At 44.0% G+C, this 14,712-nt stretch carries 13 protein-coding genes, 1 tRNA gene and 1 pseudogene; 2 read left to right on the forward strand and 13 right to left on the reverse strand.

Features of this window, described 5'->3' with window-relative positions; all coding sequences use genetic code 11:
• Positions 1-13 precede the first annotated feature (13 nt).
• The 13 genes and pseudogenes from tviB to M0646_RS09205 all read right to left on the reverse strand — a co-directional run bounded on the left by tviB (position 14) and on the right by M0646_RS09205 (position 13,205).
• The gene (gene tviB, locus M0646_RS09145; protein ID WP_315863185.1) at positions 14-1,291 is read right to left on the reverse strand and encodes a Vi polysaccharide biosynthesis UDP-N-acetylglucosamine C-6 dehydrogenase TviB; all 1,278 of its coding nucleotides are present in this window, start codon (positions 1,289-1,291) and stop codon (positions 14-16) included.
• 69 nt (positions 1,292-1,360) lie between these two features.
• Positions 1,361-2,518 carry a glycosyltransferase family 4 protein gene (locus M0646_RS09150; protein WP_286649564.1) on the reverse strand — a complete coding sequence of 386 codons (1,158 nt, stop codon included), beginning with the start codon at positions 2,516-2,518 and terminating at the stop codon, positions 1,361-1,363.
• Position 2,519: 1 nt separating this feature from the next.
• Positions 2,520-3,047 (reverse strand): EpsG family protein, encoded by a 528-nt coding sequence (locus M0646_RS09155; RefSeq protein WP_286649565.1) that lies wholly within the window; start codon positions 3,045-3,047, stop codon positions 2,520-2,522.
• Positions 3,037-3,884: pseudogene (locus M0646_RS09160) on the reverse strand (IS630 family transposase). Before M0646_RS09160 ends, M0646_RS09155 begins: the two are co-directional and overlap by 11 nt.
• Before the next feature lie 75 nt (positions 3,885-3,959).
• Positions 3,960-4,532, reverse strand: coding sequence for an EpsG family protein (locus M0646_RS09165; RefSeq protein ID WP_286649566.1), 573 nt, complete (start codon positions 4,530-4,532; stop codon positions 3,960-3,962).
• Positions 4,533-4,549: 17 nt separating this feature from the next.
• On the reverse strand, positions 4,550-6,508 hold the full coding sequence (gene asnB, locus M0646_RS09170; RefSeq protein ID WP_286625446.1) for an asparagine synthase (glutamine-hydrolyzing): 1,959 nt from the start codon (positions 6,506-6,508) through the stop codon (positions 4,550-4,552).
• 5 nt (positions 6,509-6,513) lie between these two features.
• Positions 6,514-7,599: a glycosyltransferase family 4 protein gene (locus M0646_RS09175; protein ID WP_149820152.1), complete on the reverse strand. Its 1,086-nt coding sequence runs from the start codon at positions 7,597-7,599 to the stop codon at positions 6,514-6,516.
• Between the two features lie 4 nt (positions 7,600-7,603).
• Positions 7,604-8,818 carry a glycosyltransferase gene (locus M0646_RS09180; RefSeq protein WP_286625447.1) on the reverse strand — a complete coding sequence of 405 codons (1,215 nt, stop codon included), beginning with the start codon at positions 8,816-8,818 and terminating at the stop codon, positions 7,604-7,606.
• A gap of 227 nt (positions 8,819-9,045) precedes the next feature.
• On the reverse strand, positions 9,046-10,095 hold the full coding sequence (locus tag M0646_RS09185) for a hypothetical protein (RefSeq protein ID WP_286625448.1): 1,050 nt from the start codon (positions 10,093-10,095) through the stop codon (positions 9,046-9,048).
• 103 nt (positions 10,096-10,198) lie between these two features.
• Positions 10,199-10,272 (reverse strand) — tRNA-Pro (locus tag M0646_RS09190).
• A gap of 38 nt (positions 10,273-10,310) precedes the next feature.
• Positions 10,311-11,195, reverse strand: coding sequence for an alpha/beta fold hydrolase (locus M0646_RS09195; RefSeq protein ID WP_286649567.1), 885 nt, complete (start codon positions 11,193-11,195; stop codon positions 10,311-10,313).
• Positions 11,196-11,945, reverse strand: coding sequence for a creatininase family protein (locus tag M0646_RS09200; RefSeq protein WP_286625450.1), 750 nt, complete (start codon positions 11,943-11,945; stop codon positions 11,196-11,198).
• A 9-nt stretch (positions 11,946-11,954) separates the two neighbouring features.
• A complete protein-coding gene (locus tag M0646_RS09205) occupies positions 11,955-13,205 on the reverse strand; it encodes an MFS transporter (protein WP_149820181.1) in 1,251 nt (416 codons plus the stop codon).
• 531 nt (positions 13,206-13,736) lie between these two features.
• Between M0646_RS09205 and M0646_RS09210 the strand changes: the two genes are divergently transcribed.
• Both M0646_RS09210 and M0646_RS09215 read left to right on the forward strand, forming a co-directional pair.
• Entirely contained in the window at positions 13,737-14,183 is a 447-nt protein-coding gene (locus tag M0646_RS09210; protein WP_149820185.1) for a hypothetical protein, read from the forward strand.
• Between the two features lie 11 nt (positions 14,184-14,194).
• Positions 14,195-14,665, forward strand: coding sequence for a hypothetical protein (locus M0646_RS09215; RefSeq protein ID WP_206201141.1), 471 nt, complete (start codon positions 14,195-14,197; stop codon positions 14,663-14,665).
• Positions 14,666-14,712: the final 47 nt, after the last annotated feature.

Genomic DNA, 14,712 nt, shown 5'->3' on the forward strand with positions numbered 1-14,712 from the left:
TGACAAAAAGTAGCTAAAGGCGGCCGTCCACATCTTCCTTCGATAATACCCACTTCACATCATAAAGAACTCCCGGTGTTTTCAAGAGAGCACGAATGCCAGTACTACCCATTTCATGAAACTGCTGGTGGGCAACAGCAATAATGATTCCGTCCCACTGATGAGATAACTCTTCAATAAGGGAAATTCCATATTCTCTCTTGGCCTGTTGGGGATCTACCCAAGGATCGTAAATATCAACCTCTAGGCCATAACTTTGCAGTTCTTTGATAATGTCAACGACACGTGTGTTGCGTAAATCGGGGCAATTTTCCTTAAAGGTTAGTCCCATAACAAGTACACGAGCATTAGGTAAGTCAATTCCCTTTTTGACGAGTAACTTCAGAAATTGCGCTGCTACATAAAAGCCCATGTTATCGTTGATACGGCGACCAGCCAGAATCAGTTCAGGGTGATAATTGCAAGCTGCTGCTTTGTAAGTTAGATAGTAGGGATCAACGCCAATACAGTGGCCACCGACCAATCCCGGACGAAAGGGCAAGAAATTCCATTTTGTGCTTGCAGCAGCTAACACTTCTTCTGTATCAATGCCCAATAGGTGAAAAATAATAGATAGCTCATTCACAAAAGCAATATTAATATCTCGTTGAATATTTTCAATTACTTTTGCCGCTTCGGCCACTCTAATCGAGCTTGCCTTGTGTGTTCCCGCTGGAATAATTGATGCATATAGGCGATCAACTAAATCAGCAACTTCAGGTGTTGAACCAGAGGTAACTTTTTTAATTGTGGTTAAACGATGGTTATGATCCCCCGGATTTATTCGTTCAGGGCTATAACCAACAAAAAAATCTTGATTAAATTTTAGTTTGGATTCCTGCTCAAGGATGGGAACACAAACTTCTTCTGTTACACCCGGATAAACAGTAGATTCATAGATAACTATAGACTGAGGTGATAAAATCTGACCAACACTCTTGGAAGCTTTTCTTAAAGGTTCAAGATCTGGAACTTTGTAATAATCTATTGGAGTGGGGACAGAAATAATAAAAATATTACATTTTCTTAAATCTTCGAGATCGGTTGTGTACATTAGCAAGGAACACGCTTGCAAATCAGTGTCACTGACTTCTCCTGTTCTGTCATATCCCTGCTTAAGTTCAGCGATACGTTGGCTATTAACATCATAACCAATAGTATAGTACTTCTTGCCAAATTCAACGGCCAAAGGAAGACCAACATAACCTAAGCCAATCACAGCAATCTTAAAAGTATCAGAAAAATTAAGCATCATGCACTCACCTTCGCTAATTTCGGCATCTTTCACTTTTTTGAAAAGAGTTGCAATATCCTAATAAAACTAACATGAACTGAGCAATTTGAGGTATTGAGCATTAATCTTTTTGACATCAAATAAGTCCAAAGCCATTTGATAGCTATGATACCCCATTGAAGGAATCAAACTAGGTTGTTCAATAAATTTCCGCATTGCAGTTATCAAAGCATTCACATCCCGAGGCGGAATAAGGTAACCATTATAGCCGTCAATAACCGTTTCACGGCAGCCTAGCACGTCCGTAGTAATCACTGGTCGACCCATAGCCATTGCTTCTTGCGTACTGCGGGGAACACCCTCACGGTAGTAGGAAGGTAAGACAAACACACTAGTACTGGGTAGATACTCTTTGACATTAGCAAAGCCAAACCACTCAACTATACCAAGCTCTGTAAATTCCTTAATTTGTGCTTCAGATAAGCTCCCCGGATTGCTATCTAGTCCACCAATTAACCAAAATCGAACTTGAGGATACAGAGCTTTTAAGTATTTAGATGCCTCTAAAAACTCTAATACTCCTTTTTCAATGAGTAATCTTGCAACTAAAGTAAATGTTAATGGACGAGAAAAAGGCTCGCAATACGACCATTCTTGAAGATTAACGCCTGTCCCTTTAATGATTAAAGTTTTACAAGGATTTAGGCCACATGCTTGAGTAATTTCATGACAATCATCTTTGTTTTGAAAGATAATTTTATCCGCAATAGGTAAGCATATCCTGTATAAAAAAACGAGAATACTCTTCAATTTTCTTGATTTTAATTGATGGTCAAGAGTAAATGCATAACCTAAGCCCGTGAATAATGCAAAGCGGAGTTTTATACCAACAAATCTCGAGGCTAGTAATCCCCAAATAATTGGCTTCGAGCTAATAGCCAAGAGACTATCAGCATTAATTTTTTTTATTGTTTTAATAATAGAGAAGAGAGATTTAATTTCTTGCCAAGGATTTGTGCCATTACGAACAAGGTAAAAATGATGACATCTGGCACCTATTTCATTTAGTTTTGAAATTTCTGCTTCTGTATAATCTGGAGCTAAACAATGAACCTCAGCACCTCTATGAATTAATTCTAAAATCAAATCTCTTCTGAAATTAATTAACATCTGAGCATTGTTGCAAAGCAATATCAATGACAACCCATCTAGCTTGGGTATTCTATAGTGATCTTTGATTGCCATCTTAAATAAAAGGATACATGCGATAGGGTAACCACGCGAAAGCATGATCAGCAAATTGCAGCCATACCCATAATACTAAAAAACTGTAACCAAGTACTAGAAGCATCCATCGATAAAATATTTCTCGGCTTTGAGTCAGAAAGAGGTAGGGCAGATTTCCTAGAACATAGATCTGAATAGGTATTAGGTACAGCGCAAGGCGATCGGCAGCAGTTGAAGAACCTGTCAGCAAGAGTGCAAAAGAAAAAATAACTAGCCAAGATAAAGCAAGATAAACTTTTGAAGAAGTTCTAAAGAAATTATGCCCTGTATAGTATTCGATTAAAAAAATAGTTGCAGGTAAGAGATTCATGGATAGTCGAATTAAAGCACCTGAAGATGACATCCCTGCTCCGATATAGTGAACTAAAAATCTATCGCTGATGTTAGTAATTGCAATTGCACCAGATAGAGCTATCAATAATAATGCTAACACAAGTAGAATATTAATTATAGCTATTCCAATCAAGAATGAGATATTATCCAGCACAATACTTGCGAATCACCTCATCAATCGAACTGTTTGACCCTGCATACATCCGCGCTCGCTTCAGCGCACTGAAGTCGTGCTCAATTACATTCAAATCAGGAGAGTATTTCGGTAAAAATAACACCTCGTGACCCGCCGCTTTGACCGCTTCCTGAATCGCCCCTTTCGGATGAATCGGTGCATTATCCATAATCAACAACGAAGGTCTCTTTAATGCCGGCAAACAGTACTGACTCAGCCAGCTCACAAACCCTACCGCATTCAAGTATCCGCAAAACAGCATTGGGGCGATGAAGTCTTTCTGGTGTCTATACCGTCCTGCGACTAAACTCTCTCTTTTCTGACGCTTCCCCGCTCGCTCTCCATCAATTCGTTGGCCTCGCGCTGACCACCCATACTCACACTCTACTCGAGAGTCAAACCCCGTCTCATCGATATAGACTACCGTTTCCTCCCCATGGCTCTCTACCCATGTGTCGAGCTGCTGTTGATACGCTTGCCGCTCTTCTTCACACCGTTCTTGGTAACGCATCTGTTTTTTTTTCGGGTGATGCCCATCTGGGCGAGGGCATAACTAATGGTGGAAACTTGAACGCCAAATCGCTGGGCACGGTCGATTAAACGGTCATCGGGATGGGCAGCAACATCGGCTGCTAAGGCCGCCCAATCCAGCTTCCAAGGACGACGGGGGACAACTGTGGGGGCTAAGTCGTCTCGCTTCAGCCAGCGATGGATAGTGGCGCGGCTCACCTGAAAAATTTGAGTCGCTTCACTGATTTTGCCACCTTGCTTGATATAGGAGACAACCCGCTCTCGTAAGTCCAAGCTATAGCTCATATTCTTGAGTAACATTCATGACTCTTTGAGTATAGCTTATCCCTCTTGAAAATATCTCATCTCCTTTCGAAATGGCTATATTTTTCCTGTTTTTAGTACGTCAAATAAAAACATTAATATCGGCACTAATATCAGAAATATTGCTGTCTTATGAAACAGTAATGCCAAAATAAAAAACAGAATTGAATTTATTTTTTTATTGGATTCTAATGCCATTAACGCTAGTAGCTCTAAAGCGATCGCTCCTGCTTGGCGAGTATAGCCCATTGCTACAACAGTCGTTAAGTATGGGAAAGCAACTGTTAAACCCAAGTAAGGATTTTTCAGTTTTTGACAAAAAGCAAATAAACAGCTTGTGTAAATCACTGCAACACATAAGTTTACAAAATAAATTTCCTGATTAAGAGCAGCAGCAATCTTATTAATCCAGTGATAGGCAGGGTCACCAAGTAGAGCTTCAAAGCCTACCCATGGCTGATATCTAGAAGCTTCTAGTACATCTATATACTGAAACCAGTCTCCACCAACTTCAAATCTCAGACCAATAAAAGCGACATAAATACTAAAAAGAAATACCCAATACCACTTCGGCATTTCTATAACCGATGGTGTTAGCGTGAGTAAGAAAACAAAGAAATAGGGAAACATATGCTAGGGCTAGATATTCAGAAACAGCGCTCTAACCATGACTGAAACATTAATACTTCCCATAGTTGTCCTGCCCAGTTGCGTTTTCCTGTTTGATGCTCCTGCCAGTATTGCCAAACAAGGTCAGGGTGTAGGTAGCCCTCCTGCTGAAGACGGTTTGGGTTCAACAAAGTTGCTCCCCAGTCTCGCAGTTCAGAACGCAACCACTGAGCTAGGGGAATACCAAACCCCATTTTAGGGCGTTCAATCAAAGGCGGCGGGACATAGCGATACAAAAGTTTACGGAGTACCTGCTTGCCCTGCCGCTGTCTGATTTTCATCTCAAGGGGGAGTGTCCAAGCAAACTCAACAATTCGATGATCTAGAAAAGGAATACGGGTCTCAAGACTCACTCCCATGGCGGCGCGATCGACCTTGACAAGAATGTCATCGGGGAGATAGGTCAGCAAATCAAGTGCCATCATATAGGATTCAAAAGGCAGTTGATGGCTCAGTTGGTCAAGCTTTTCTTGGATTAATAATGGTTCTTGACTATTAAGGACGAACTGAGAAGGTAAATCAATCAGTGATAGAAAAGAAAGATAGACTTCTTTGTCAGAGGTCATTTCACAGAGCTTAGCCAGCTTAGCGATTTTATCCCCTATGGTTGTATATCTTAAATTCTGAGGCAGAAAGATACTGAGTCCCCCAAAAAGCTGATCCCATTGTCTAGGGGATAGTTTTTTCAGCAAAGATGCAAGGGTGCGGCGCACTGGTTTCGGCAAGCGTTCTATTTTTCCCCAAATTGCAGGGGTCAAAAGGTACCGTACGTATCCGCCAAATAGTTCATCCCCTCCATCACCGGACAAAGCAACTGTCACCTCTTGGCGCGCAATCATTGACACAAGATGGGTAGGGATTTGAGAGGAATCAGCAAAGGGTTCGTCGTAAAGGTGGGTAAGTTTGGGAATGACATCCCGCGCCTCTTGACCTGTAAGGTAATATTCAGTGTGATCGGTACCCAAGTGTTGGGCAACTGCTTTAGCATATTGGGCTTCGTTATAGGCATCTTCATAGAAGCCAATGCTAAATGTTTTAACGGGCTGGGAAGAAAGGCTTTGCATTAAGGCTACAACGGTTGAAGAATCTACTCCCCCCGATAGAAAAGCCCCTAGGGGAACATCTGCCAACAGTTGCCCTTGCAAACTCTGCCGCAGGAGATACTCTAATTCAGTAGCGGCATCTGCTTCTGTCCCCTGAAAGGTGTGAGTCAGCCCTTTTTCAATAACGGTTTGCAGTGACCAGTAAGCTTGAGGTGTCCCTTGAATGTTGGGTCTGAGAGATTCAGCAGACCACTGGAGATAGGTACCTGCTGGTAACTTCCAGATATGTTCATAGATGCTGTAGGGAGCCGGAATCCAGCTATAGCGGAAATACAGCGCTAAGGCATCGCGATTAATCAAGTTAGCAAAGGCTGGGTAAGCCCGAATCGCTTTGAGTTCTGAGGCAAAAACCAAGGCTCCATTGACCCAACCGTAGTAGAGGGGCTTTTCACCTATGCGATCCCTAGCTAGGGTTAATGTACGAGTCTTGCGATCCCAAAGGGCAAGGGCAAACATGCCAACTAGCTTTTCTAGGGCTGTGGTCACGCCCCAATGGCTAAAAGCCGCCAGTAGCGTCTCGGTATCGGAATGTCCGCGCCAAGGGGGGGCTGCACCAAGGGCTGTTAACTCCTGACGCAGTTCAAGGTGGTTGTAAATTTCACCATTAAAGACGAGGACATAACGGCCACAAGCAGAAACCATCGGCTGATGTCCTGCGGGGGAAAGATCAAGAATTGCTAGACGACGGTGGCCTAGGGCGATACCTGCCGCCTCATCTATCCAGACTCCCTCATCATCAGGGCCGCGATGGGAAAGGGTGCCATTCATCTTGCGGATAGTTGCTGCCCAGTCACCTAAAAAGGCAGCGTTGAGAAAACCAACTAGGCCACACATAAGCCTTAGAGGACTCCTTGAGCTTTGGCTACTACAGACTCTAGCAGATGCGCCAATTTGGGTGCTGTCACTTGAAGAGCGTAGTGCTGCTCAACTCGGCGACGGCCTGCAAGACCCATCCTAGTGCGCAAGTCAGCATTTTGAATTAAGGTTTCAAGGGCAGTTGCCCATTCTTCATTTGTAGAAGCTAAAAAGCCATGGACACCATGCTGAACAATATCAAGATTGGCTCCGACAGGAGAAGCAACAACAGGTAACCCGCAAGCCATATACTGAATCAATTTGAGGCCACACTTACCGCGCTCCCAAGGCTCATCGGGAAGGGGCATAATGCCAATATCGCACTGGGCAATGTCTTGAGCTTCTGTTTCTTCTGACCATGGAACAGAGATAACTTCAGTTTTTGGCAAGTGAAGATTATGGGTACCGATCGCGATTAACTGAATTTTATAAATTTGAGATAAACGAGTCAGTACTGAAGCAATATGAAGTAAATACTTTTGGGTTTTGGGTGTACCAATCCAGACAATTTTGAGGCGAGACAGCTCTGCGTTAATTTTATTTTGAACAAAGGTATATTTAGAAAGATCAACAACAGTAGGTAAGACCTCAACCCATCTCGCACCTGTATTGCGGGCATACTCAGCAATATAGTTATTGCCAGCGGTCACTAAAGTCGCTGAATTCATGATGGAGGCAATCTTACTAGAGAGTAAGGATTTGATAATTTTGTTTTTGTGCTGGTCATATTGATGGAAAATAGCATCATCATAATCAACAACAATCGGGACGTTCGGAATGAAATAATTCTCGATAAAGAAAGGCATATAAGGAAATATTTCCTTTTCAAGAATAACTAAGTTGTAGTGATTAAGTCTCAATAGCTTAATTAAGCGGTTAAATATACCTTTTAGGGCGTGAATATATTTTCTATAATCTCCAGTATAAAGGTGGTGAAGATATTGCTGATTCAGTAAGGGCAGTATTTCACAATTAAACCCTCTTTCTTTTAAGTAATTAATGTATTGAAAGAAACGATAGCGGCTACTAGCACCATCGCGATCGTATCTAGTCAAAAACAAAACATTCATTATTTTATTCATTTACTAGTTGTTGATAAATATTTTGATAGTCCTTTACGCCTTCTTCAAGAGAGAAATACTTAATGGCTGCTGCACGACATCGTTGGCTCAAGTGTTCGTCTTGTAGTAATTCTAAAATCTCTTCGGCGGCTTTACGCATAGCGGATTCATCAAAACTTCTTAAGATAACCCCAACTTTTTCTTGCTCAATGATCTGAGTCATATCCCCAACTCCATCATTAGTTACACATGGGATGCCACAGGCAAGAAATTCACCCAATCTGGTAGGGGCGCAAGCAAGATTAGAGTAAGCTGGCTTCCTAAAAAAAATTCCTAAGTTCATTTGCCTGATTATATCTGAAATACCCTGATAGTCAGAGCTAGTAATTTCAATAGATAACAAATTTACTTTACTTTGATTAATAATTTCACGAACTATTTGATGATCAGTTCGTGTCACAATGATAAATTTAGAGACCAAGTCTTTATCAATAGAGTATAGAAAATAGATAAATTTAAGTACGTCAGAGAATAAATACCAATTACTTATAGAGCCAATATAGCCAATTACTAGATTATTCGTTTGCTTATGATTATTTACTGATTCATTTTCAGGTGAGAAAATATCTAAATCTGTGCAGGTTCTAATGCAGGAAAAATTTAGCTTTTTGTTTTGCAAATATTCAAACTTGCTGATTTCAGAAATGGCTGCTTCTGTGAGTGATACAGTATGATCTGCATTGAGCAAAAATTGCTTTTCAAACCATTTTGCCAAGTGATAAAGTTGACTATTTACAGGCCAAATACCCCCATCAACTCGCTCATCTGCCCAAAAGCCACGCATGTCAAAAATAAATTTAGTGCGTAGTAACTTTTTGAGGACTAAGGCAATTACAGAAGGAACATAGCTGCGAGCATGGACAATTTTAATCCTTCTTGTAACAGCAATAAATAAAGCTACTGTAATTCCTTGAAACAAGTCATAGGTTGTCGCCAGAACAGAGGGAGATTTATGGTACTTTAAGGGAATCCAATGAATTTGATGGGAGTGAACTTTCTTCTGAATTCTCTGGCGCTCAAGAACATTCTGCCAATCTTTAGCTTTCTCAAAACTAATGAGGTAGATAGTGTAACTATCGCTTAGCTTTTCAAGGTAGCGCAATACTTGGGATTGGCCAAGTGGCTCTAGCAAACCATCATAGGTAATATAGAGTACATTACTGCTCATGGGGAAACATTACATTAAGATACTGCTGGGCAATCTTTTCAACCGAGAAGTCAGCCGCTCGTTGCTTTAGGAATTCAGGCTCTGGTGAACTCATTAGGGCTTCAGTCATGGCTTTGGCTAAGGCATTGACATCGCCGACAGGAACCAGCGTACCATATTTGCCATCAGCTAGAATCTCACGGGAACCAGAACTACTAAGACAATCTGCAGAAATAATCGACTCAATCTTATATAAATTCGTGCAAGATTGAACGTAGTTCTTCCTTATTCTTAACCTGATCAAATCCCCATAAGAAATTACACATTTGATATTGCTCATCCGTTATTGTCTGTGAGTGTTTTTCAAAAAGCCGAGCAAGTTGCTGATATTCGATTGATGAGTAATAGTCACTTACAGCTTTAGATTCCCTAATGTAGAGACTTTGTGGTATATCATAGTCTATTTGTTGCTTGAATAGCCAGTGCGGTTTTCCCATATAGATACAGTAACCCACATGGGTACCAATAGCATTGGATGCTGTAACGTCTGCAAGATAAATAATTGACTTAAGACGATTCATAAAATTCCAGTCAAGACTATGGCCTACTGTTGTGCAGTAAAAACCAGCTTTTAAGTAAAGAGAAACTATTTCTGGCTTACAATCTAACCAGAAGAAACAGACCACAATAGATTTAAATTCATTTTTTAATCGTTTGAGATAGTTTAATGCTGATAAGTGGTCAAACTTTGCTCTTACAACTTCTTTTTTGTGACCCGATGAATGCGCCAAGAAAAATAAAAGAGTATTTCCTAGATTTTGCTTGATTTCTAATAAAGTTTGACTGTTAATCAAATCAGCATAATGTATGTAGGGGCCAATAGGTACTATTTTTTTGCTTGTGTACTTCAAAAGTATTTCTTTCCTGTACTGGCTAAATGTAATGATTCCACGTGTATCTGGACACAGATCATCAATAAAAAAATCATTACTCAAGTAAAGACCATGTTCAATCGTAGCAATCAATCTTTGCTTTACAGGAATATTTGCATACTGCTTTATGACTTTAGATACACCATAGAATGAATTTTGACTAAACTTCTCATTAGACAACGAGTAAGCAAGTACTGCTGGTAGAATAGTAGGCTTTGTATCTATGCCTAGGAAGTGGATAGTATCTTTTTCAGATTCAATTTTAGGAAGATATAGAAATTTGATGAAATTGCCGTATAACCTCTGATATAGATATCTGGCTACAGGAACTCTTTTAATTGCATTTTTTACCTTAGTTATGTTCATTGCATTTACATCCTTCAGGAAGTCAAGCCTTTCCAATTTAGAGTTATATCAAAATTATACACTTAGTCTAGTGTCAAGTAGGTACATGGCTGGCTTCTCAAAATCGGAGCGGCGGGATTTGAACCCACGACCCCCACTACCCCAAAGTGGTGCGCTACCAAGCTGCGCTACGCCCCGTTAAGCTTTACCAGTATAACACGAGTTCAGAGAACATCCTAGTCAGTGATGGAAATTTTGCCCAACCATTTCAGAATGTGGGCATTCACCTGCTCAGGTGCTTCATCTTGAGGGCAATGGCCCACCTCTGGTAAGGCGACAAACTCCTGCACACAGGGAAATTGAGCTAGCTTCTGCCCTTCATCAATGGGTTCCCAAGGGTCGGCGGCACCCCACAGGAAATAGGTGGGGCAGGGAATCTGGGGTAGCAGGTCTTCGGGTAAGGGACCTTGGGAATAGCGGACAAAGGCTAAGAAGACCTCGGCAGCACCCCTATCTTGGGCAGGGGTGAGTAATATCTCTACCAGTTCATCGGTGACGGCGGCAGTGTTGGCATAGGCTTGGTGCAGAATACGGCGCACAGTACGGCGTTGGGCAATTTGGCGGAAAAAGTAGGTGCCAAGGGTGCGATTGCCTAAAAGTTGCTGGAGTAGGCTGGTTCCCCAACGGCGGTACAAAGGGAGTTGCGATCGCTTGCGATCGTGGAGCTGACGCAAAGAGCAGTTCAGCAGGATCAGTTGACTGACCCATGCAGGCTGGAAAACAGCGGCCTGTAAAGCAACGACGCAGCCAATGGAGTTGCCGATTAAAACCGTGGGCTGACCAATGACCTCGCGGCAAAAGTCTAGAACCAAGGTTGCCCACGTCTCAAATGTATAGGGGATGACCGAGGGAGCGGGTTTGGCGGAGCCACCAAAGCCCAGTAAATCAATGGCATAGACTTGATGGTGAGCCGCAAGGGCAGGGATGTTTTTGCGCCAATGCAAGCTAGAGGCACCAAAGCCGTGAATCAGGAGTAGGGGGATGCCCTGAGTCCCTTGATGCCGATAGAGAATCGGGTAACCGTGCCAATGCCACGTTTGAGCTGGGAGAGAGAAAGTCATTTAGTCGGCTTGCAGAAATTGACGGTAGCGATCGCTCAACTCCTGAACAGCCCGCTCATAGAATTGCTGTCCATGCTCAGGGGTAGCCAAGCTGGAATCTGCCCCCATACGACCATCGGGATAGCGGCGGCGAAAATCTGCGGCACCGTAGATGGCATGACTGGTGTTGACTTCGGGATTGAGGGGAACGCGTTTAATGGCCTCTGGATAGAGAAATTGGGTCACCGCCACTTCACTGGGGGTGGCATGGGAACCCTCGCGATCGCCATACAATTCCCGTGCTAGTTGCATCACTGAACTACACATAAACCAGTTGGCCAACTCACAGCGCACCTGATCCGCCTCTGGGATGGGCAGATCTGCCAAAACGGCATAGGTTTCCGCAAAGGCCGCCTTCACTGTCGCGATATTGCCGCCATGACCATTAATGAAAAAGAAGCGTTGAAAGCCTGCGCGTACCAAGCTCACTAAATAGTCGCGAATGACAAGAATCAACGTGCTAGGGCGCAAACTAATGGTGCCGGGGAAAGCCGTATGGTGTAAGGCCATGCCCACGGAAACTGTCGGGGCAACAAGGGCATGAGTTGCTTCCCCTACCCCTTTGGCGATCGCCTCGGCACAGAGGGCATCAGTACCAATGAGACCCATAGGGCCGTGCTGCTCCGTGGAGCCAATGGGAATAATCATCCCCTTGGAAGTGTTGAGATAGGCTTCGACCTCTGGCCAAGTACTCAAGTGTAGTAGGGGCATTCCTGTCTCCTAAATCGCATCCTCAAGAACGGCTCGTGTATTCCGCCATGCCCAAATGCCCGCGATCGCCACCACGCCCCCCATCCCCACCATGACCACTGTGAGGCCAAGGAAGTCCGAAAGAATCCCGGCGATCGCCAAGGGCACACTGAGGGCAATATTGACAATGTTATTTTGGAAGCCAAAGACCTTACCCCGCATCGTCGCCGGCGTCCGAACTTGAATGAGGGTCTGCATGGGAATACCAATTAAAGATGCCCCCATTCCCAGCAAAATACTTAAGCCCAGACCCACCCACAGATGATGCACAAAGGCAAAGACCAGCAGGACGGCTGCCATCACCAAAAAGCCAATCAAAGGCAGGGGTCGATGATGCAATTTTTCCCCCCATTGGCCCAAAACCCCCGCCCCTAAAATTAACCCCAGCCCTGCGGCGGCCAAGAGAAAGCCAAACTGATTAGGACGCAGGCCAATTTCTTGGGCTAAACTGACGGCCAACACCGTCAAGGCGGCAAAGACACAATAGAGGATCGTTAACTGGAGCATGGCATTCCCCAAGAGGCGATTTTTGCGCACGTAGTGAAACCCCTCCTGCAAGTCCTGCCATACATTGAGGTGGCGATCGCGCTCATGAACTGCTTCTCGGTAGCGAATCGAGGCTAAAACCAATCCCGCCATAACGTACAGCGCACCGACAACGACTTCACGGGCATAGACACCCCCTATGGCCACAGCACCACTCAGCAATGGCTCACCGATGGCAAACCCCACTACAAGTGACCCCATCATTGTTGTGATAAAGAGGGCATTCGCCGAGAGCAGATTTTCCTCCTTCACTAGCAGGGGAATCGCCGCCTGTTCTGCCGGGGCAAAGAATTGCGTAAGAATGGACTCAGAAAAGGCAATCAGGAGCAGCAGCGTAAACCGCTTCGGAATAAAGATCAGAGCAAAAACCAGTAGCCCGCGCAGAATATTGGTAATGCTCATTAGCTCCCGCTTCGGGTAGCGATCCACAAAGGTGCCCGCCGTTGAACCAAAGAAGACCGCTGGTAGCGTATTGGCAATCATTACGGCTGAGGCCTTAGAGCCGGGCAGTTCATAGCTGGCGTCATAGGAAACCGCCAGTGTAATTAGGAGGACGAGAAAAATTTTGTCCGCCAGTTGGGAGATGATTTGACCGCCCCATAACTTGAGGAAATTCTTGTTCCGCATCAGAGCAGCAAACCCTTCTGGACGGGGCTTGGGACCAGAACTTACCATTGCTGTTGCTCACTGACCATGAACACAAGTTTCCTCACCGTTACCAAAGATTGGGGCTGGCAGTCTGAATCCAATATACCGTCAGACCCTTGCCGGCGTTTGCCCTGTCTCTGTATCCTTTGAGGTTCGTTTTGGGCATTCTGAGGAGTACAGGTCGCAAAAATCACCAGATAGGAGGAAGTAAAAATACGAAAAATCACCCTTGCCTGTGTAGCATATAACACCCTACCATCTGAGAGTTAATAACCATTTAATTTTCTGCCAATAAGAAATTATCGTTTTAGAAGCAGAACTAAATCATCGTCGCAATCTGGCTTGGCTGGAGGAGCAATTGGGAAATACCAAGGAGGCGATCGCCAGCCTGACGATGGTACTGAAGCACGTCAGTTTATTGCAGACACATTACCCCAGACTTGGCTATAACTCGGCTTCCCAGCCAACCACCAAAATTATTCGGCATTTATGGAGACGTTAAAAACGGAAATTGCTGGGTCACTCTAGAATAAACTTAAGTCCCCTTGAACTCCACCCATGAGTGAACCCGTCACCCAATCGCAACTGACAGAAGTCCTCGAGACCATGAAAGCCATGCAGTCGCAACTGGCGGAACTTACCCTTGAGGTGAAAGTCGGTCACGCGGAAATCCGTGAGAAATTTAACACGATTGATCAAAAATTCCAGACTCTGGAGGCCAAGTTTGAAGAGAAACTGAACACGCTGGAAGCCAAGTTTGAAGAGAAGCTGAACACGCTAGAAGCAAAATTTGACGAGAAGTTTAACACGATTGACGAGAAATTCAACACCATAGAAGCCAAAATCGAGGCGGTTCGCTTGGAAGTGCAAACCAATCGCGAGCAGTTAGTGGACTTAGGGAAGCGTCAAGGTTCAACGGAAAATCGCCTTTGGGCACTGCTAGTGGCACTCTTTTTGATGGTGGCGGGACTATTGGCCAAGATTACCCTGTTTGACCAAGTCTAAGGATGAGCAGCATGAGTGAACCCGTCACCCAGTCTCAATTCGCAGAAGTCCTCGAGACCATGAAGGCTATGCAGTCCCAACTGGCGGAACTTACCCTTGAGGTGAAAGTCGGTCACGCGGAAATCCGTGAGAAATTCAATACGATTGATCAAAAGTTCCAGATAGTAGATGAGAAATTGAATGCTATAGAAGTCAGATTTGAAGAAAAGTTCAACACACTAGAAGCCAAGTTTGAAGAGAAGCTGAACACGCTGGAAGCAAAATTTGACGAAAAGTTTAACACGATTGACGAGAAATTCAACACTATAGAAGCCAAAATTGAGGCAGTGCGCTTGGAGGTGCAAACCAATCGTGAGCAGTTAGTGGACTTAGGGAAGCGTCAAGGCTCGACGGAAAACCGCCTCTGGGCACTGCTAGTGGCTCTCTTTTTGATGGTGGCAGGACTGTTGGCCAAGATTACCCTGTTTGACCGAGGCTACTAAAACGCTTGGTCAAAAAAAGAGGGCTGAGGGGAAAGCCCCAACCCAAC

Source organism: Thermosynechococcus sp. B3 (genome assembly GCF_030323045.1).
Classification (GTDB): Bacteria; Cyanobacteriota; Cyanobacteriia; order Thermosynechococcales; family Thermosynechococcaceae; genus Thermosynechococcus.

What these genes read in the sequence shown, in the direction of transcription:
- tviB (WP_315863185.1), bottom strand. Translation starts at nt 1,291, where the DNA reads ATGCTTAATTTTTCTGATACTTTTAAGATTGCTGTGATTGGCTTAGGT.
- M0646_RS09150 (WP_286649564.1), bottom strand. Translation starts at nt 2,518, where the DNA reads ATGGCAATCAAAGATCACTATAGAATACCCAAGCTAGATGGGTTGTCA.
- M0646_RS09165 (WP_286649566.1), bottom strand. Translation starts at nt 4,532, where the DNA reads ATGTTTCCCTATTTCTTTGTTTTCTTACTCACGCTAACACCATCGGTT.
- asnB (WP_286625446.1), bottom strand. Translation starts at nt 6,508, where the DNA reads ATGTGTGGCCTAGTTGGTTTTCTCAACGCTGCCTTTTTAGGTGACTGG.
- M0646_RS09175 (WP_149820152.1), bottom strand. Translation starts at nt 7,599, where the DNA reads ATGAATGTTTTGTTTTTGACTAGATACGATCGCGATGGTGCTAGTAGC.
- M0646_RS09180 (WP_286625447.1), bottom strand. Translation starts at nt 8,818, where the DNA reads ATGAGCAGTAATGTACTCTATATTACCTATGATGGTTTGCTAGAGCCA.
- M0646_RS09185 (WP_286625448.1), bottom strand. Translation starts at nt 10,095, where the DNA reads ATGAACATAACTAAGGTAAAAAATGCAATTAAAAGAGTTCCTGTAGCC.
- M0646_RS09195 (WP_286649567.1), bottom strand. Translation starts at nt 11,195, where the DNA reads ATGACTTTCTCTCTCCCAGCTCAAACGTGGCATTGGCACGGTTACCCG.
- M0646_RS09200 (WP_286625450.1), bottom strand. Translation starts at nt 11,945, where the DNA reads ATGCCCCTACTACACTTGAGTACTTGGCCAGAGGTCGAAGCCTATCTC.
- M0646_RS09205 (WP_149820181.1), bottom strand. Translation starts at nt 13,205, where the DNA reads ATGGTAAGTTCTGGTCCCAAGCCCCGTCCAGAAGGGTTTGCTGCTCTG.
- M0646_RS09210 (WP_149820185.1), top strand. Translation starts at nt 13,737, where the DNA reads ATGAGTGAACCCGTCACCCAATCGCAACTGACAGAAGTCCTCGAGACC.
- M0646_RS09215 (WP_206201141.1), top strand. Translation starts at nt 14,195, where the DNA reads ATGAGTGAACCCGTCACCCAGTCTCAATTCGCAGAAGTCCTCGAGACC.